Below are 18,398 nucleotides of genomic sequence, written 5' to 3'. Positions count from 1 at the left end.
CGACCATGCGAGCGCTCGCCCCCCTCGACCACCCCGGCTGGATCGCCGCCAACGAGCGCTACCTGGCGGCGTCGCTGGAATGGCTGCGGCTGCGCCTGCAGGCGCTCGCCCCCGCGCCCGCGCCAGCCGAATCCGCGCCGAACAAGCGCGGCCTGCGTTGGCCGGGCCGCGCCGCCGGCTTGCCCGCGCTGCCCGCACCGGACGCGGCCGCCCGCCTGGCCGAGGCCAGCGCCGCGCGCGACGCCGCCGCGCACGGCGAGCCCGCCCCTGCCCTGGTGGCCCTGGCGCGCCGCCTGGGCCTGGACACCTTCGAGGCCGACGTCCTGTGGCTGTGCGTCGCGCTGGAGCTGGACCCGGGCCTGCCCGCGTTGATCGCCGCCGCGCAGCCCGGCCCGCCGGTCCCGACCTTCGCCCTGGCGCTGCGCCTGTTCGAACAGCCCGCCTGGGAGGCGCTGTCGCCGCACCGGCCGCTGCGCCATTTGCGCCTGCTGGAAATCAACCAACCCGGCGCCACCGCGCTTACCGCCGCCTTGCTGCGTGCCGACGAGCGCATCGTCAACGTGGTGAAGGGGCTCAACGTGCCGGACGTGCGCGTGGCGGCCTGGCTCGGCGGTGCGCTCGAACCGCGCCCGGTCTCGGCCTCGCAGCAGGCGCAGGTCGAACACTTGCTGGCCACGCTGGACGAGGCGCCGCCGGACACGCCACCGGTGGTGCAGCTCGTCGGCCCCGATCCGTACAGCCGCTGGGCCATCGCCAGCCAAGCATGCGCGCGGCTGGGCCGCCGGCTGCACCGCATCGCCGCCGACGCCTTGCCCAGCGCACGCGGCGAAAGCGACACGCTGGCGCGGCTGTGGCGCCGCGAAAGCCTGCTGCTGCCGCTGGCGCTGTACATCGACGCCGACGACGCCGAGGGCGAGCGCGCCACCCAACTCGCCGCGTGGCTGGCGCAGCCGCTGGGCCCGGTGTTCGTCGGCGTGCGCGATACGCCGCTGGCCCTGGACGTGCCCACCTGCCATCTCGACGCGTCTCTGCCCGCGCCCGCCGAACAGTTCATTGCCTGGCAGCAGGCGCTGCCGGAAGCGGAGGCCGCGCGCGACGCCGCGCGCCTGTCCAGCCATTACCAGCTGGACCTGGGCCGCATCGAATCGGCCGCCGCGCAGGCGCGTGCGCGCGGCGTGCCGGCATGGTCGGTATGCCGCGATCTGTCGGCCGCGCGGCTGGACCTGCTCGCCCAGCGGCTGGATGCCAAAGCCACCTGGGACGACCTGGTGGTCGGCGAGGAAGCACATGGGCTGCTGCGCCAGATCGCCGCGCAGGCGCAAGGCCGCCATCGCGTCTATCGCGAATGGGGCTATGGCGAGCGCATGAACCGCGGCATGGGCATCAGCGCGCTGTTCGCCGGGGAGAGCGGCACCGGCAAGACCATGGCCGCCGAGGTCATCGCCAACGCGCTGGGCCTGCACCTGTACCGCATCGACCTCTCCTCGGTGGTGAGCAAGTACATCGGCGAGACCGAGAAGAACCTGCGCCGGCTGTTCGACGCAGCCGAACAGGGCGGCGCGCTGCTGTTCTTCGACGAGGCCGACGCGCTGTTCGGCAAGCGCAGCGAAGTGCGCGACAGCCACGACCGCTACGCCAACATCGAGGTGAACTACCTGCTGCAACGCATGGAGGCATTCTCCGGCCTGGCGATCCTGTCCACCAACATGAAGGCCGCGCTGGACAACGCCTTCATGCGCCGCCTGCGCTTCGTGGTCAACTTCCCGTTCCCCGGCCCGGCCGAGCGCCGGCGCATCTGGCAGCACGCGCTGCCGGCGGGCGTGCCGCAGCGCGCACTGGACAGCGAGCGGCTGGCGCGCTTCAACCTCAGTGGCGGCAACATCCATTCCATCGCGCTGAACGCGGCCTTCGCCGCGGCGGCGGACGACGACGCGGTGGACATGCCGCGCCTGCTGGCCGCCGTGCGCGCGGAACTGCGCAAGCTCGGGCGGCCGGTCAACGAGGCCGAATTCCGCGATGCCGCCCGGCCGGTGACGCCATGAGTACGCGCCTGCGCATCGAACGCGTGGTGCTGCATGGCGTCGATCTCGGCGCCGGCCAGCGCCAGCGCTTCCATGCCGAACTGGAGCGGCAGCTCGGCGACCTGCTCGCGCGCCGCCCCCTGGCGCCGCAAGCCTTCGCGCAGGAAGCACGCAGCGCGGCGCCCGTCACCTTGACCCGCCAGACCCGCGCCGAGGACGGCGCGCAGGCCGTGGCCACTTCGCTGCACGGGTGCCTGCGGCCATGAGCGAGCCGGCACGCCAGCTCGACAGCACGCTCGTGCGCCCGCCGGAGGCTGCCGCCGCCTCGCGCTGCGCCTGTGGCAACCACACGCTGGGCGAAAGCCGCTGCGCGGCGTGCGCGGCGCAGAACACGCTGGCGCTCGGCGCGATGGACGACCCCCGCGAACACGAAGCGGATCGCTTCGCCGACGCCTACGCTGCCGGCGGCGGCCACGGCGCCGCCCTGCCGCCGGCCGGCCCCTCGGCGAGTGCGCCGCTGCGCATCGCGCCGCCCCCTTCGCTGGCGCGCTCGCTGGACACGCCGGGCCATCCGCTCGATGCCGAACTGCGCCAGGACATGGAAGCGCGCCTGGGCACCCCGCTCGGCCACGTGCGCGTGCACCACGACAGCCTGGCCGCGCAGGCCACGCGCGACCTCGACGCGCAGGCCTACACCCTGGGCGCGCACGTGGCCTTCGGCGAAGGCCGCTACGCGCCGCACCGCGACGAAGGCCGCCAGCTGATCGCCCACGAGCTGGCTCATGTCGCGCAGGACCGCGGCAGTGCGCCGGTGCTTCGGCGCAAGCCCAAGGCCGGCGCCGCCGCCGCGCCGAAGAAGGAAGGCGACAAGCAGGACGACAACGGCCCGGACTGGACACGCCTGCAGATCCACGCCGCCGGCATGGACGATGCGGCGGCCTTCATGGCCACCCATCAACTGAACTTCCGCCACCAGGAACTGCGTCAGCGCATCTACGTCGGCCTGCATCCGAAGTTCCTCAAGGTCTACGACGGCACCGGCAAGGCGATCGGCGGCAAGCTCAACTTCAAGAAGGTGCCGGGGCTGAAGTTCACCCCGGGCATCTACGTCCACGTCGGCGCGGCGATGCGCGCGATCACCATCGACCGCGCCGAAGAGCACATCGACGTCGAGCCGACCAACAGCGCCGTCGTCTCGCGCGACCTCACCGCCGAGGAGCGCAAGCAGGCCAACGAGGACGCCAAGAAGGAAGGCGCCGCCGCCGCGCCCAAGGCGCTGCCGATCATGGACCTCACCTCGATCCTCGAGGACCCCGGTGCGTTCCGCCAGCGCGCCACCAGCGTGATGAACCCGCTGGTGATCTACTTCGTGCCCACCTATCCCAGCAGTGGCGGCAGCGCCAACGGGGCCGGCGGCAAGGGCATGTACGCCAGCCCGGTCGAAGGCCGGCCGGATGGCCAGCCGCCGAACGCGCCGCCGTGGCCGGTGAGCGTCACCGGGCCGAAGCTGGTCCCCGTCAATGCCAATCCGACCTACTCGGCCACCATCGACTGGGGCGCCAACGGCAACTACAGCGTGATGTCGCAGGCCATTTCCCAGGTCGGCGAAACCATCCACTACCGCTGGGAATCGTTCGACATCACCCGCTACGCCGAGGAACAGGCGGCCAAGGAGACGGCCGAGGCGCGCGGCGAGAAGGTGGACGAAAGCGGCATGAGCTACGAGGCGCGGCTGGAGCGCCTGAAGTCCTCCGCGGTGGGCAGCGGCAAGGACGTCACCGGCATGGGCGGCGCCAACCACGAGTTCAAGCGCGCCTTCGGCGACTGGCTCGACGACACGCGCCGCGCCGCGCGTGGCACCCGCAACCCGCAGGGCGACACCACCGGCGAGCGCTTCTCCAACCTGGCCGCCAACCGCCTGGCGCTGGAGATGACGCCCGCGTCGTTGCTGATCACCACGCTCGGCGCGATCGCCGGCTGGGTCGCCGACCTGTTCGCCGGCCCGCGCCAGCAGCAGGAAGTACCGCTGAAGAAGAAAGGCATCTACCTGGTCCGCGCCATCACCACCCCGGCGGTCCACGAGGACACCCACGGCCAGCCGATCATCCGCCCGCCCTCGGTGGCCTCGCGCATCACCGAAGTGGCGCCGATGGAAACCGCGGTGGACGAGGCGCTCGACGAGCCCGGCGCGCAGCTGGCCGAACTCCAGGCGCAGATCGACCTGGCCGACAAGGAAGGCGCGCCCGGCAAGGCGGCCTACCTGCGCGAACTGCTCAGGCAGGCGAAGCTGCGCTTCGAAGGCTCTGCGCTGGACGTGTTGAAGGCCAGCCGCGCCGACAAGCAGAAGGAACTGGACGAGCTGCACGCCAAGGCGCCGCAGTTGCCTGATTACGACCTCACCCGCGACATCGGCCTGATCGACGACCAGATCGCACGCTACAACCGCCACGAGGCGGACCGCACCGAAGGCGCGGCCGGGCTGGCGCCGATGCAGCGGCTCAACGCCACGCTGATCTCCGAGGTGACCGGCGAGCAATACCCGCTGCTGCTCTCGGCCGGGCCCATGGCGATGTCGGGCGACCAGTACCGCTGGCTGGTCAGCGATGTCACCAACCGCGATGGGGACAGCTACATCGGCATGGGCGGCACGCCCAGCGCGGCGCTGCGCTCGGCGCTGACCAAGTTCGGCGGGCGCGCGGCCTACGGGCGCGGCCGCATCGGCGTGCGCACCGGCAACCTCGCGCTGGAGGCCAACGCCGACAAGACCATCCTGGTCGAAAGCGCGCCGGCCAATTGGGCGCTGGCCGAGAAGCGGCTGGACGACCTGGTGATGACGCTGGCCGCGGTCGGCCTGTTCGTGGCCAGCGCCGGCACCGCGAGCGCGGCGATCGGCGCGGCGGTGGCTGGCGCGCGCCTGATCGAGCGCTGGCGCGCCGGGCGGCTGTACCTCGATGCGCAGACGGTGGGCGACGTGCTCGGCGTGCTCGGCGGCGTCGGCATGGCCGGCCAACTGGCCGCCGGCCTGCGCGTGCAGAAGTTCGAGAAGATCTTCGCCATCCTGCAGGACGGCAAGTTCACCCAGGCGCAGTTCGATGCCGTGACCAAGGCGATCAACGGCGCGCAGAAACTGGCGCGCGGCGTGGAACTGGCCAACGAGGTGTTGAACTACGGCGGGCTGATCTGGGGCAACATCACCTTCATCGACCAGATGGTCGATATCGCCGCCCAGGAACGCAGCGGCGCGATGACCCATGCCGCCGCACGCCGCGCCCGCGCGCAGGCGATCAGCTCGGCGGTGCAGAACAACGGCATGTTCATCGCCGGCAACGTGATGAAGGCCAAGCAGGCGCAGAAGGAAAGCGCTGCCCAGGAGAAGGCTGCCGCGGCCAAGCCACCGGCGGCCACCGAGCCGCTGCCCAAAGCCGACGGCACCGCGCATCCGGGTGAGGTCGTCGGCGGCGATCCGCTGGCCACGCCCGAGCGACCACTCGCCGAGCGCGAACAGGCCAAGCGCACGGACGCCGAAGAGAAAGCCGCGCCGCAGGCCGATACCGCCGGACCCGGCACCAAGCCGGCCGCGGAGCGCACCGCCACGGTCGAGGAACTGGCGCGCGAACTGCCGCCGGAGATGCAGAAGCTGCTGAAGATCGATCCAGCGCTGGAAGGCGACGACGTGCGCGTGGATTACACGCTCGACGAGCAGGGGCTGATCAAGGACATCCAGATCCGCTGCAGCGCCGAGGCGCGCCCGGAAACGGTGGGCCAGCACGCCGACACCGTCGCGGCGATGCGCAAGTACCAGGGCTTCTCCGGCCGCGTGCGCCTGGCGATCGCCGACATCGGGCGGCTGATCGGCTTCGACACGATCAAGCCCGAGCATGCCGCCTCGTACCAGGCGATGCTCGAAGTCCAGAAGCTGCCCAAGGTCATCAAGGCGCAGCTGGACCGCATCGCCACGCTCGACCCCAAGGCGGCGGGCGAAGCCAATGCCGAGCTGGCGAAACTGCAGACGCAGCTGGACCAGCACCTGCGCACGCTGGACCTGGGCACCGCCTTCGCCGGCGAAGGCGAAGGCTTCGTCGCCGCCAAGGGCCTGTCCAAGGCCAAGCAGCGCCAGTACGCGGAGCTGGAAACCAAGCTGCGGCAGAACGATCCCGGCACCGACCGGCACAAGGCGATCCGCCGCGAGATGTACGAACTCATTGGCGGCGACCTGCCTTATGAGAGCTGGGAGCGCGTCTACCAATCCAACGTCATGCGCGCGCGCAAGGCCAATGCGATCGTCGCGGCCGAACACGAGCGGCTGGGCTGGGGCAAGACCGAGCAGACCGTGCGCATCAGCGACACCGAAGTGCGCCGGCTCGACATCGCCGACGTCAAGAAGAAGGTCGGCATCGAGATCAAGGCCTACGAGACCGAAGAAATATATGCCAGCCGCGACATGGTCTCGGAAGTGGAGCGCGACGCCAAACTGGTCAAGCGCGGCTGGAAGATCAAATGGGTGCTCATCGACACCGAGCCCAGCGGGCCCCTGCTCAAGCTGCTTCTGGACAATGGCATTCTCGTTGAAAGACGCAGCAAGGACGGCAGCGGAGGCACCACCTTCGTCAGCCGCAACCTGCCCCGGCGTTGAACCCGAACCCCTCACGGAGACCTGTCATGTCCGATCCCTTCCATGCCTTCGAGTTCGCCACCCGCGAGGACTTCCAGGTCTGGCTCGCCAGCGATGTGGAAGCGCGCGATGAACTCTATGCGCTGATGCCGGGCGACCCCGGCCGCGACATCGATTCGCTCGATGCGGTCGAGGCGTTCCTGCTCGCGCGCTACCGCGGTCCGGACGAGGCGCTGAAGCCTTCCGAGCACGCGGTGCTCGACGGCGTCGCCCGGCACATCGGCCTGGTGATGGTGCTGGCCTTGGGCGAGGCCTCGTGGGCCATCGACCTGGACGACCCGGACAACGCCTATTACCGGCTGCCGCTGGTACGCATGGAGGACGGCGCCGAGGAATGCCCGCTCAGCCTGGCCACCGCCGCCCTCGACCGCCGCCAGCCCGGTTGGCTGCGCGGCGTCGTGCAGAGCTACGCGTGAGCGTGCCATGAGCGGCTACTCGCGCACGCCCAAGCTGGTGAAAGGTGGCCTGGCCCTGCTCGACCCGCTGGCCGGCACCGTGCTGCGCATCGTCGCCCTGCAGTACAACCCCGACACCTTGACCCGCACGCTGCAGGTGCGCGGCGTCGGCAACGACGGCGGCGACCGCAGCGAGGCGCTGCGGCTGAAGGGCCCGGCGGTGGAGACCTACAAGCTCGACGCGGAGATCGACGCCACCGACGTGCTCGAAAGCGGCCGCGGCACCGCGGTCATGCTGGGCCTGCATCCGCAGATCGCCGCGCTCGAAGCGCTGGTGCAACCCACCAGCGCGGCCTTGCGCAGCGCCGACGCGGTGGCTTCGACCGGCTCGCTGGAAATCGCCCCGGCGCAGGCACCGCTGGCGGTGTTCGTGTTCGGCCCGCAGCGCATCGTGCCGGTGCGTGTCACCGAACTGGGCATCACCGAGGAAGCCTTCGACACCCAGCTCAACCCGATCCGCGCCAAGGTCTCGCTGAGCCTGCGCGTGCTCAACGTCGACGACCTCGGCTTCGACAGCCGCGGCGGCGGGTTGTTCATGAACTACCTGCAGGCGCGCGAACGCCTGGCCGCGCAGGCGGGCCAGGGCGACTTCCGCACGCTCGGCATTTCCGGCATCCACTGACAGGAGCGCATCGCGATGGCGAACTACGACTTCCCGCCGACCAGCCGCTACCACGGCATCGCCGTGGCCACGCTCACGCTGGCCGACGGCACCGCCGTGCCCTACCTCACCCGGCGCCTGCTGCCGCCGGTGGAGGGCTTCACGATCCTGCGCGAGCACCGCGTGGTCGAAGGCGAGCGCCCGGACCTGGTCGCCGCGCGCGAGCTGGGCGATCCCGAAGCGTTCTGGCGCCTGTGCGATGCCAACGGCGTCATGCATCCGGACGAGCTCACCGACGAGGTGGGCGAGTGCGTGCGCGTCGCCCTGCCCGACGGCGTGCCGCCGCCGGCGCGGGAGTGAGCCATGCTGCAGGGCGTCCACCTCACGCTGATGATCGGGCCGGCCGTGCCGGTGCCGGCGCCGCGCGCCGTGGTGGAGGCGTTGCAGTCGGTGGAAGTGACCAGCGGGCGCGACCGCGCCGGCTTCCAGCTCAGCTTCTCGGTGGGCAAGACCTCCTCGCTGCTCACCACGCTGTTGCCGGCCGGCTATTTCGATCCGCTGACCACGCGGGTGATCGTCGCCGTCACCCTGGGCGGCATGCCGCATGTGCTGATGGACGGCATGGTGACCCGCCAGGACCTGGCGCCGAGCAGCGAGCCGGGGCAATCCACCCTCACCATCACCGGCGATGACCTCAGCGCGGCGATGGACCTGGTCGAGCTGGCGCTGCCCTACCCCAACATGTCCGACACCGTGCAGGCCTACGCGGTGCTCGCCAAGTACGCCGCGCTCGGCGTGGCGCCCGTGGTGATCCCGGGCTTCATCCCGGGGCAACCGGTGATGACCGAGCGCATCGAATCGCAGAACGGCACCGACCTCACCCACCTGCGCCGCATCGCCAGCGACAACGGCTTCGTCTTCTATGTCGAGCCCGGCCCGCTGCCCGGCCAGAGCATCGCCTACCTGGGCCCGGACATCCGCCTGCCGGTGCCGCAGCCGGCGTTGAACGTGAACATGGACGCGCACACCAACGTCGAATCGCTGAGCTTCTCGCTCGATGGGCTGGCCAAGGAAAACATGCTGGTGACGATCAACGACCCGATCACCGGGCGCATCCCGATCCCGCTGCCGATCCCGGCGGTGAGCATCTTCCAGCCGCCGCTGGGCGCGCGCCCGCTGGCGCCGCTGCGCCTGGCGCTGTTCCGCGACAGCGGCGGCGAGGACACGACATCCACCGCCAAGAAGGTGCTTGGCCGCCTGCTCAAGGGCTCGACCAATGCGATCACCGCCAGCGGCTCGCTGGACGTATTGCGCTACGGCCACGTGCTGCGCTCGCGGATGCTGGTGGGCGTGCGCGGCGCCGGGCTCGCCTACGACGGCCTGTACTACGTGGACAGCGTCACCCACAAGCTCAAGCGCGGCGAATACAAGCAGAGCTTCCAGCTCAGCCGCGATGGCCTGATCTCGCTCACGCCCAAGGTGCCGACATGAGCCAGTCCCAGCGCAACGGCCAGTTCCCCGGCATCTACCGCGGCACGGTCACCGTCAACGCCGACCCGAATTTTCGCGGCCGGCTGATGCTGAGCATCCCGGATGTCGCCTCGTTCGTGCCCACCACCTGGGCCGAGCCGTGCACCGTGCTGGCCGGCCCGCCCGGTCCTGGCATGGGCGTGTACGCGGTGCCACCGCAAGGCGCCGGCGTGTGGGTGATGTTCGAGCAGGGCAACGTCAACAAGCCGGTGTGGCTGGGCTGCCGCTTCGACACCAGCACCGACGCGCCGGCGATGGCCAAGCTCGGCAACCCGGCCGATCCGAACATCGTGCTGCAGTCGTTGCTGCAGAACATGGTGATGGTCAGCGACATGCCGCCTTCGCCGGTCACCGGCGGCATCGTGCTCAAGAGCGCGACCGGCGCGATGCTCGTGGTCAACGACAGCGGCATCTACCTGGACAACGGCAAGGGCGCGTCGATTTACCTCGTCGGCCCGACGATCACCTTCAACAAGGTCGCCATGACCATCACCTAGAGGACGGCCGCGATGCCTGGATTCCTGCTCCACGCCAATGCCGCGATGACCTGCCAGCACGTCGCCGGCCAGGCCACCGTCGCCCCGGGCCAGACCCGCGTGCTGGTCAACGCGCAACCGGTGGCGGTGATGCCGCCGGGCATGCCGACGATTGCCGTGGCCGGCTGCCCGTTCACCGTCGGCACCAAGCCGCAGCCGTGCGTGACCGTGCGCTGGATGCAGCCGAGCACGCGGGTGAAGGTGATGGGCCTGCCGGTGATGCTCGCGCCAGGCCCCGGCACCGGCCCGGGCGTCTGCCAGAGCGCCGAGCAGATTCCGCAGGGCGCGCCGGTGCTCGGCGCGATGCAGGCGCGCGTGAGCGCGCTCTAGGAGACGGCCATGTATCTCGACTTCCCCTTCCACATCGACGGCCGCGGCCGCAGCGCCGAGGTCGACCTCGACGGCCACGTGCGCGACCTGATCGAGCAACTGGTGTTCACCCAGGCCGGCGAGCGGGTCAACCGTCCCGAGTTCGGCAGCGGGCTGCTGCAGCTGGTGTTCGCCGGCAACAGCCCGGAGCTGGCCGCGACCGTGCAATTCACCCTGCAGGCCGGCCTGCAGCGCTGGCTGCAGGACGTGGTGGAGGTGCGCGCGGTGGAGGTGATGGCCGACGACGCCACGCTGCGCGTGCAGGTGGATTACCGCGTGCTGCGCAGCGGCGAAGACGCCCGCGCCGACTACCAATACGACCTGTGAGGGCGCCGCCATGAATCTCGCCTGCCATTCCGATCCGCGCCGCCAGGCGGTGCGCGCCCGTGCCGGCCGCGTGGGCCTGGACTACGTGGAAGTCAGCGCCGACCAGCGCGTGCTGCACGTCACCTTCCTTGGCAAGCTGCCGCCGGAACTGGCGCAGGACGGCCCGGACCTGCCGAAGCATTTCAGCCTCGAAGGCGGGCGCGGCGGCGCACCGGTGAACATCGTCGATGTCGATCCGCAGCACGGCGACGGCCCGGAGCGCGACGATTGGCTGTTGCTGCGGCTGGACCGTCGCGGCGATGCCGGCCGCTACCGCCTGCGCCTGCACGACGTGGCGGGCCTGGACCCGCAATACGACAGCGTCGAGTTCTCCTTCAAGGTCGGCTGCCCCGCCGAGGGGGACTGCGCCGACAGCACGCCTTGCGTGGACGCGGCGCCCGCGGAACCGGTGCTGTCCTACCTGGCCAAGGACTACGCCAGCTTCCGCCGCCTGTTGCAGGACCGCCTCGCGCTGGTATCACCGCAGTGGCAGGCCGATGACGTGCCGGACCTGGGCGTCACCCTGGTCGAGCTGCTGGCCTATGCCGGCGATTATCTGAGCTACACGCAGGACGCCGTCGCCACCGAGGCCTATCTCGGCACCGCGCGCCAGCGGATCTCCGTGCGCCGGCACGCGCGCCTGGTCGACTACCGCCTGCACGAAGGCTGCAATGCGCGCGCGTGGGTGACGCTGGAGACCGGCAGCGACCTCGACCTGCCGGCCGCGCAACTCGCCTTCCTCAGCGGCATCGCCGCCGACGCCCCGCTGCCGGTGCTGCTCGACGACGAACGCCGGGCCGCGTTGTCCGAACAGGCGCTGCAAGTCTTCGAGCCGGTCCACGAAGGCAGCGTGCGCCTGCGCGCGGCGCACAACCGCATTGCGTTCTACGACTGGGGGCGCGCCGACTGCTGCCTGCCGCGCGGTGCGACGGAGGCGGTGCTGCGCGATGGCTGGGCCGGTGCCGAAGGCGATGCGCGCACACTGGACCTGCGCGTGGGCGACGTGCTCGTACTGCGCGAGGTGATGGGTGCGCGCAGCGGCGTGGAAGCCGATGCCGATCCGCAGCGCGTGTGGCCGGTGCGGCTGGTGCGCGTGGAGGCCTGCACCGACGACCTGTTCCCGGCCAGCGCCGAGGACGCGCGCCCGTTGCCGCTGTTGCGCGTGCAATGGCATCCCGCCGATGCCCTGCCGTTCCCGCTGTGCCTGTCCGCGCTGGGCCCCGCGCCGGCGTGTGCGCCGCTGCGCGATATCTCGGTGGCGTTCGGCAACGTGGTGCTGGTGGACCACGGCGCCAGCGTCGGGCCCGTGCCCCTGGGCAGCGTGCCGGCGGTGGCCGGGGATACGCGCTGCGAATGCGAAGGCCAGCCCGCCGATGCCGCGCCGGTGCCGGCGCGCGTGCGCTGGACGCTGCCCGATACGCCGTTGACGCACCGCGCCCCGCTCCCCGCCGACGACAGCGCCGCCAGCGCCTGCCTGGACGGCGCGCCGCGCGAGGCGCTGCCCGCACTGAGCGTGCGCGATGACGGCGGCGGAGAATGGACGCCGGTATTCGACCTGCTCGGCAGCCGCGCGGACGACCGCCACGTCGTGGCCGAGATCGACAACGCGGGCCGCGCGCGCTTGCGCTTCGGCGACGGCCAGCTCGGTCGCGCGCCGCAGGCCGGTGCGGCGATGCAGGCCCGCTATCGCCTCGGCAATGGCCGCGCCGGGAATGTCGGTGCCGGCAGCATCAACCGGCTGCACGTGCGCGGCCAGCACCTGGGCGGCCTCGACCTGCGGCTGGGCAATCCGTTGCCGGCGCGCGGCGGTGTCGATCCCGAACCGCTGGCACAGGCGCGCCTGCTGGCGCCGGGCGCGTTCCGCACCGAGCCGCAGCGCGCCATCATCGCCGACGACTACGCGCGCATCGCCGAGCGCGATGCCCGTATCCAGCGTGCCAGCGCCGAACTGGTGTGGACCGGCAGCTGGTACGAGGCCGATGTGGCGCTCGATCCCTACGGCCAGGTGCCGGCCGGCGACGCGCTGATCGCCGACACCGATGCCGCCCTGCAGCGCGTGCGCCGCATGGGCCACGACCTGCACGTGGAAACCGCCGTGTACGTGCCGCTGGACCTGGAGATCCAGGCCTGCGCCTTGCCCGGCTACGAACGCGGCGCGATCCGGGCGGCCCTGCGCGAGGTGTTCAGCGCCGGCTGCCGCCGCGATGGCACGCCCGGCTACTTCCATCCCGACCGCCTGCAATTCGGCCAGCCGGTGCGCATCAGCGCGATCGTCGCTGAGGCGATGGCGGTGCCCGGCGTGGAGTGCGCGCGGGTCACGCGCCTGCAACGCCTGTACGAAGCGCCGAACCGCGAACTCGACGACGGCGTGTTGCGCCTGCGCCGGCACGAGATCGCGCGGCTGGACGGCGATGCGGCGCAACCGACGAACGGACGACTGCGAATCAGCGTGGGAGGTGGACGATGAGCGGCCACGATTGCGGATGCGGCGGCGCGCAATGCGGCTGCTGCGACGGCGTGCGAACGATGACGCCGGTGCCGATCGCGCCGCGCCCCGGCTTGCCGGCATTGCCGTACCGGGTCGGCACGCAGGCGCGTTTCCTCGCGAGCATGAAGGCGCGCCTGCCCGGCCTGGTGCTTACCGCACCGGGCAGCGATGGACAGACGCCGCAGGAATACCGCCCGCTGGCCGCGCTCACCACGCGCGACCCGGCCGATCCCGCGCTCGCCCTGCTCGATGCCTGGGCCTGCGTGGGCGACGTGCTCACCTTCTACCAGGAGCGCATCGCCAACGAGGGCTACCTGCGCACCGCCGGCGAACGTCGCTCGCTGGTGGAACTGGCGCGGCTGGTCGGCTACACGCCACGGCCCGGCGTGTCGGCGAGCGTGCATCTCTCCTATACGGTGGACTCGAACCAGGTCGAACCGGTTGAGGTGCCGGTCGGCACGCGCGCGCAGTCCATCCCCGGCCCGGACGAACTGCCGCAGACCTTCGAGACCGACGAGCCGATGCAGGCGCGCCGCGAGTGGAACGACCTGGGCATCCGCCGGCAACGGCCGCAAGCCATCGACGCCGCCACCCTGCCCGCGCTGGACGTGCTGTACGTGGCCGGCGTGGACAACGAGGTGCGCCCCGGCGACCCATTGTTGTTCGAGTTCACCGGCGGCGTCGTGGATTGGCAGGTGCGCCGCGTGCTGGCGGTGGAGACCGACTTCGAGGCCCAGCGCACCACGCTGCGCCTGCAACCGCTGCCCGCGCTTTGGCCACAGGCGTTGCGCCTGCTCGACGTGCTGGTGTACGACCTGCAACGCCTGGGCGATGCGCGCGCGATCCGCAACAGCACGAACATCCGCCGTTGGCTGTACCTGGGCACCGATGCCTGGCCGATGGACGAATGGGCCGAGCACCTGCTGTACGCCGTTGAAGGCCCCTCCATCGACCGCATCAAGCAGTTCGCCGATGCGCTGGCCCAGCTCAAGGCGCCGGACGCCACGCCGGTGACCTCCACGCCGGACCAGGCGGTGGAGGCGCTGCTGCGTCCGCCGCAGGTGCAGGCCGCCAACCGCCTGCGCCTGCGCCGCGACCTCGACAGCGCCTTCGCGCGCGGCGCCGACCTGCAACCGCAACTGATCACCCGCTTCGCTCCGCGCCTGCGCGACAGCTACTACGCGGCCTGGCGCGGCTCCGATGCCGGCGCCCGGCCCGCGCCGTTGCGAGCGGTGCACCTGCTCGGCCCGGGCCAGGCGTTGTTCGGCGCCACCTCCGCGCGGCCGACGCCGGTGTCCTCCGACAGCGGCGGGGTGATCCTGAAGTCGTTCTCGTCGTGGGAAGACTGGGAATACGCGCAGGACGAGACCAACAGCAACGCGTACCTTGCCAGTCCCGATGCGCTGCTGGCCGAGGGCGCCTGGGTGCTGGCCGCGCGCCCCGGCGAGGACTTCGGCGACCCCACGCAGCTGGACGTGCTGCGCGTGGCGCGCACCCGCAGCGGGCCGCGCAGCGCCTACGGCATCAATGCCGAGACCACGCGGCTGGATTTCGGCGACGCAGCCGGCAAGCCCACCGAGTGGCGCAAGGTCGAAGCCGGCAAGGAAGGCCGCGCATCCATCGGTGAGTTGCGCGCGACGTGGCTGCATCCCTCGCGCCGCGTGCTGGCGCTGGCCGAAGCGCCGATCCTCGACGAGGTATTCGGCGACACGCTGGAGCTGGCGCCGCTGCACGAGCAGCTCACCTCTGGCCGCTGGGTGGTGGTGGAAGGCGAACGCAGCGACATTGCCGGCGTGCGCGGCGTGCGCGCGTCGGAGCTGATGATGGTCGCCGGCCTGCGCCACGGCCAGGACGAAGACCTGCCGGGCGACCGCCCGCACACCACGCTGCAACTCGCCACGCCACTGGCCTACCGCTACTACCGCGCCGGCGTGATCGTGCGCGGCAACGTGGTGGCGGCCAGCCACGGCGAAACCCGCCGCGAGGTGCTCGGCGGCAGCGATGCGCGCGTGCCCTTGCAATCGTTCACGTTGCGCCAGCCGCCGCTGACCTTCCGTCCGGCGCTCACCGCGGTGGGCGCGACCAGCACGCTGCGGGTCTACGTCAACGATGTCGCCTGGCACGAGGCCAGCAGCCTGGCGCAGCTCGGTCCCGATGACCGTGCCTTCGTCACCCGTACCGAAGGCGATGGCGCCACCACCGTGGTGTTCGGCGATGGCGAGCACGGCCTGCGCCCGCCCAGCGGCCTGGAGAACCTGCGCGCGGAATACCGCAACGGTATCGGCCGCGGTGGCAACGTGCGCGCCGGACAGGTTGCGCTGATGGTAAGCCGTCCGCTCGGGCTCAAGGACGTGGTCAACCCGCTGCGCGCCTCCGGCGGCGCGGACCGGGAGAGCGAGCGGCTGATCCGCGAGAACGCGCCGCGTTCGGTGATCGCACTGGACCGGTTGGTCTCCCTCTCCGACTACGCCGACTTCACCCGCTTGTTCGCCGGCATCGCCAAGGCCGACGCACGCCGGCTCGCCGATGCCGGCGGCGAATACGTGTACGTCAGCTTCGCCGGCGTGGACGACATGCCGATCGACATCGACTCGGACCTGTACCGCAACCTCGCCGATGCGCTGCGCACGCTCGGCGACGTGGGCCTGCCGGTGCGGCTGGCCTGGCGCGAGCGCATCGCGCTGGTGTTGCAGGCACGGTTGCGGCTGTTGGCCGATTACCGTTGGGAGCCGGTCGCCACCGCGGTGCGCGCGCGTTTGCTGGAGCGCTTCGGCTTCGACGCGCGCGCGCTCGCGCAACCGGCGCTGCTGTGCGAGTTGATCGCCGCCATCCAGTCCGTGCCGGGCGTGGATTGGGTCGACGTGGACAGCTTCGGCGGCATCGCCGATACCGAACCGGACCCGCAGACCGGCACGCCGCGGCTGGTGAGCCAGGAACAGATCACCGCGCAGGTGCGGCGCATCGTGCATGGCGAGGGTGGCGAGAAGGGATCGTTCGACCCCAGCGCGTTGCGCCGCCCGCCCGACCGCGTGGAGGCCCTGCCCGGGCGCGTGGAGAACGGCGTGGCGCGGCCGGCACAGATCGCCTGCTTCATGGCCGATGTCGCCGACACCTTGATCCTCAACCCCGACCCGTGAGCGCCGCCATGGACCTGCCTTCCCTCCACACCCTTCCGCGCGAGGATCGCCTGTACCGGCTGCTGCCGGCGATCCACCGCACCCGCGACGCCGCCCAGGGCTATCCGCTGCAGGCACTGCTGCGGGTGATCGCCGAGCAAATGAACCTGGTCGAGGACGACATCGCGCAGTTGTACGAAAACTGGTTCATCGAGACCGCCGACGACTGGGCCGTGCCGTACATCGCCGAGCTGCTGGGTTACCAGCCCGTCGAGGCGCCCTTGGGCGAAGGGCACGGCGGCGATGCGCTGGAGCGCGTGCGCGTGCCGCGCCGCGAAGTGGCGCACCTGATCTCGCAGCGGCGGCGCAAGGGCACCGTTTCGTTGCTGGAGGACCTCGCCTTCGACGTAGCCGGCTGGCCGGCGCGCGCGGTGGAATACTTCCGCCTGATCGACCGCGCGCAGCATCCCAACCACCTGCACACCGACCGCCTCGGCACCGCCGACGTGCGCGCGATGACGCAGCTGGACGGCATCGATACCCCGTTCGATACCCTCGCCCACAGCGCGGACCTGCGCCGCATCGCCTCGGCGCACACGCGCGGACGCTTCAACATTCCCGGCGTGGGCGTGCATGTCTGGCGCATGCGCAGCTTTCCGGTGACGCGCACGCCGGCCTACTGCGTGGAAGATGCCGGCGCGCACTGCTACACCTTCAGCGTGCTGGGCCAGGACGCCCCGTTGTACCGCAAGCCGCGCGCCGAGCCCGACGCGTTCCATCTGGCCGAGGAAGCGAACCTGCCTCTGACGTTGCGCCGGCGCGGCCTGCGCGACACCTTGCAGGCCGACTACGGCGCGGGCCAGAGCCTGGCGGTCTGGGCCGAGCAATGGAACGGACAGGACGGCAGCGAACCGGTGCCCGCCGCCGCCGTGGTGGTGGCCGATCTGAGCGGCTGGCGCTACCGGCCGGCGCGCGGGCAGATCGCCATCGACCCGGAGCTGGGCCGGCTGATGTTCCCGCCCGAACAGGTGCCCAAGAAAGGCGTGCGGGTCAGCTACCACTACGGCTTCGCGGCCGAGCTGGGGGGCGGCGAATATCCGCGCCCTGCGCCGCTGCCCAGCGCGGCGTTCACGCTGTATCGCGTGGGCCAGGCCGGCAGCGCGCCGCTGGCGCGCATCGGCGATGCGTTGCGCCAGTGGGCGGATGAAGCGCCGGCGCACGCGGTGATCGAGCTGGCGCACAGCGGCGTGTGGGTGGAGCCGGTGCACGTGCGGCTGCGGCCGGGGCAGTCGCTGGTACTGCGCGCCGCCGACGGGGCGCGGCCGGTGATCCGCCTGATCGACTGGCAGACCGACCTGCCCGATGCCTTGAGCGTGGAAATGGACGTCGGCAGCCGCTTCGCGCTGGACGGCATCCTGCTGGCCGGCCGGCCGATGCAGGTCAGCGCACCGCACGATCCGCAGGCCTACGCCGAAGACGCCGCGCGCACGCCGGCCTGCGGCGCGGAGCTGGCGATCCGCCATTGCACGCTGGTGCCGGGCTGGGGCATCGGCTGCGATTGCGGGCCCGAGCGGCCGTCCGAGCCGAGCCTGGAACTGCTCGGCGTGCAGGCGAAGGTGCGTATCGAACGCAGCATCCTCGGCTCGATCCAGGTGCGCCAGGACGAAGTGGCGAGCGACCCGATCCCGCTGCACATCGAGGACAGCATCCTGGATGCCGCCGGCAGCGGCGATGCGCTGGGCGGGGTGGACGGCGGCGTGGCGCACGTGCGCCTGACGGTGCGCGACAGCACGGTGTTCGGCGCGGTGGAGGTGCACGAAGTCGAACTGGCCTCCAACACCTTGTTCGATGCCTGCCTCAACGTCGTGCGTCGCCAGCGCGGGTGCATGCGCTATTGCCACATCCCCTGCCACTGCCGCTCGCCGCGCCGCTACCGCTGCCAGCCGGACGACGCGACCGCCGCAGTACGCGCCCGGCATCTGCCGGCCGCGACCGAGAAGCGGCTGGTCGAGGCCGAACGCCAGCGCGTGCGCCCGCGCTTCCAGTCGCGCCACTACGGGTTGCCCGGCTATGCACGGCTCACCGCCGACAGCGCCGCGGAGATCCTGCGCGGCGCCGACGATGGCGCGCAGATGGGCGCCTACCACGACCTGTACGAAGCCCAGCGCGAGGCCAACCTGCGCGCGCGGCTGGACCAACACACGCCGGCCGGCATGACGGTCGGGCTCCTGTTCGCCGACTGAC

13 protein-coding genes are annotated in these 18,398 nt (G+C 71.5%); all 13 read left to right on the top strand.

Going from position 1 to position 18,398, the window contains the following annotated elements:
* Nucleotides 1-5 precede the first annotated feature (5 nt).
* The 13 genes from P6166_RS02140 to P6166_RS02080 are packed head-to-tail and all read left to right on the top strand — an operon-like array spanning nt 6 to nt 18,397.
* Nucleotides 6-2,042 carry an ATP-binding protein gene (locus tag P6166_RS02140; protein ID WP_277762888.1) on the top strand — a complete coding sequence of 679 codons (2,037 nt, stop codon included), beginning with the start codon at nt 6-8 and terminating at the stop codon, nt 2,040-2,042.
* Entirely contained in the window at nt 2,039-2,287 is a 249-nt protein-coding gene (locus P6166_RS02135; RefSeq protein WP_277762887.1) for a hypothetical protein, read from the top strand. Before P6166_RS02140 ends, P6166_RS02135 begins: the two co-directional genes overlap by 4 nt.
* On the top strand, nt 2,284-6,654 hold the full coding sequence (locus P6166_RS02130) for a DUF4157 domain-containing protein (protein ID WP_277762886.1): 4,371 nt from the start codon (nt 2,284-2,286) through the stop codon (nt 6,652-6,654). The genes P6166_RS02135 and P6166_RS02130 overlap by 4 nt, the downstream gene beginning before the upstream one ends.
* A 26-nt stretch (nt 6,655-6,680) precedes the next feature.
* Entirely contained in the window at nt 6,681-7,109 is a 429-nt protein-coding gene (locus P6166_RS02125) for a hypothetical protein (RefSeq protein WP_277762885.1), read from the top strand.
* 7 nt (nt 7,110-7,116) lie between these two features.
* The gene (locus P6166_RS02120) at nt 7,117-7,770 is read left to right on the top strand and encodes a hypothetical protein (RefSeq protein ID WP_277762884.1); all 654 of its coding nucleotides are present in this window, start codon (nt 7,117-7,119) and stop codon (nt 7,768-7,770) included.
* Nucleotides 7,771-7,785: 15 nt separating this feature from the next.
* On the top strand, nt 7,786-8,109 hold the full coding sequence (locus tag P6166_RS02115) for a LysM domain-containing protein (RefSeq protein ID WP_277762883.1): 324 nt from the start codon (nt 7,786-7,788) through the stop codon (nt 8,107-8,109).
* Between the two features lie 3 nt (nt 8,110-8,112).
* Nucleotides 8,113-9,240 (top strand): hypothetical protein, encoded by a 1,128-nt coding sequence (locus P6166_RS02110; RefSeq protein ID WP_277762882.1) that lies wholly within the window; start codon nt 8,113-8,115, stop codon nt 9,238-9,240.
* Nucleotides 9,237-9,776, top strand: coding sequence for a phage baseplate assembly protein V (locus tag P6166_RS02105; protein ID WP_277762881.1), 540 nt, complete (start codon nt 9,237-9,239; stop codon nt 9,774-9,776). The genes P6166_RS02110 and P6166_RS02105 overlap by 4 nt, the downstream gene beginning before the upstream one ends.
* A 12-nt stretch (nt 9,777-9,788) precedes the next feature.
* Nucleotides 9,789-10,145 carry a hypothetical protein gene (locus P6166_RS02100; RefSeq protein ID WP_277762880.1) on the top strand — a complete coding sequence of 119 codons (357 nt, stop codon included), beginning with the start codon at nt 9,789-9,791 and terminating at the stop codon, nt 10,143-10,145.
* 9 nt (nt 10,146-10,154) lie between these two features.
* Nucleotides 10,155-10,511, top strand: coding sequence for a GPW/gp25 family protein (locus P6166_RS02095; protein WP_277762879.1), 357 nt, complete (start codon nt 10,155-10,157; stop codon nt 10,509-10,511).
* A 10-nt stretch (nt 10,512-10,521) separates the two neighbouring features.
* Nucleotides 10,522-13,017 (top strand): putative baseplate assembly protein, encoded by a 2,496-nt coding sequence (locus P6166_RS02090; protein WP_277762878.1) that lies wholly within the window; start codon nt 10,522-10,524, stop codon nt 13,015-13,017.
* Between the two features lie 59 nt (nt 13,018-13,076).
* Nucleotides 13,077-16,175, top strand: coding sequence for a putative baseplate assembly protein (locus tag P6166_RS02085; protein WP_277762877.1), 3,099 nt, complete (start codon nt 13,077-13,079; stop codon nt 16,173-16,175).
* A gap of 8 nt (nt 16,176-16,183) precedes the next feature.
* Complete coding sequence (locus tag P6166_RS02080) at nt 16,184-18,397, top strand: hypothetical protein (protein WP_277762876.1); 2,214 nt, start codon at nt 16,184-16,186, stop codon at nt 18,395-18,397.
* Nucleotide 18,398 lies beyond the last annotated feature (1 nt).

Source organism: Stenotrophomonas sp. HITSZ_GD (genome assembly GCF_029543105.1).
GTDB lineage: Bacteria > Pseudomonadota > Gammaproteobacteria > Xanthomonadales > Xanthomonadaceae > Stenotrophomonas_A.
This window is presented reverse-complemented; position numbering and strand designations above follow the sequence as displayed.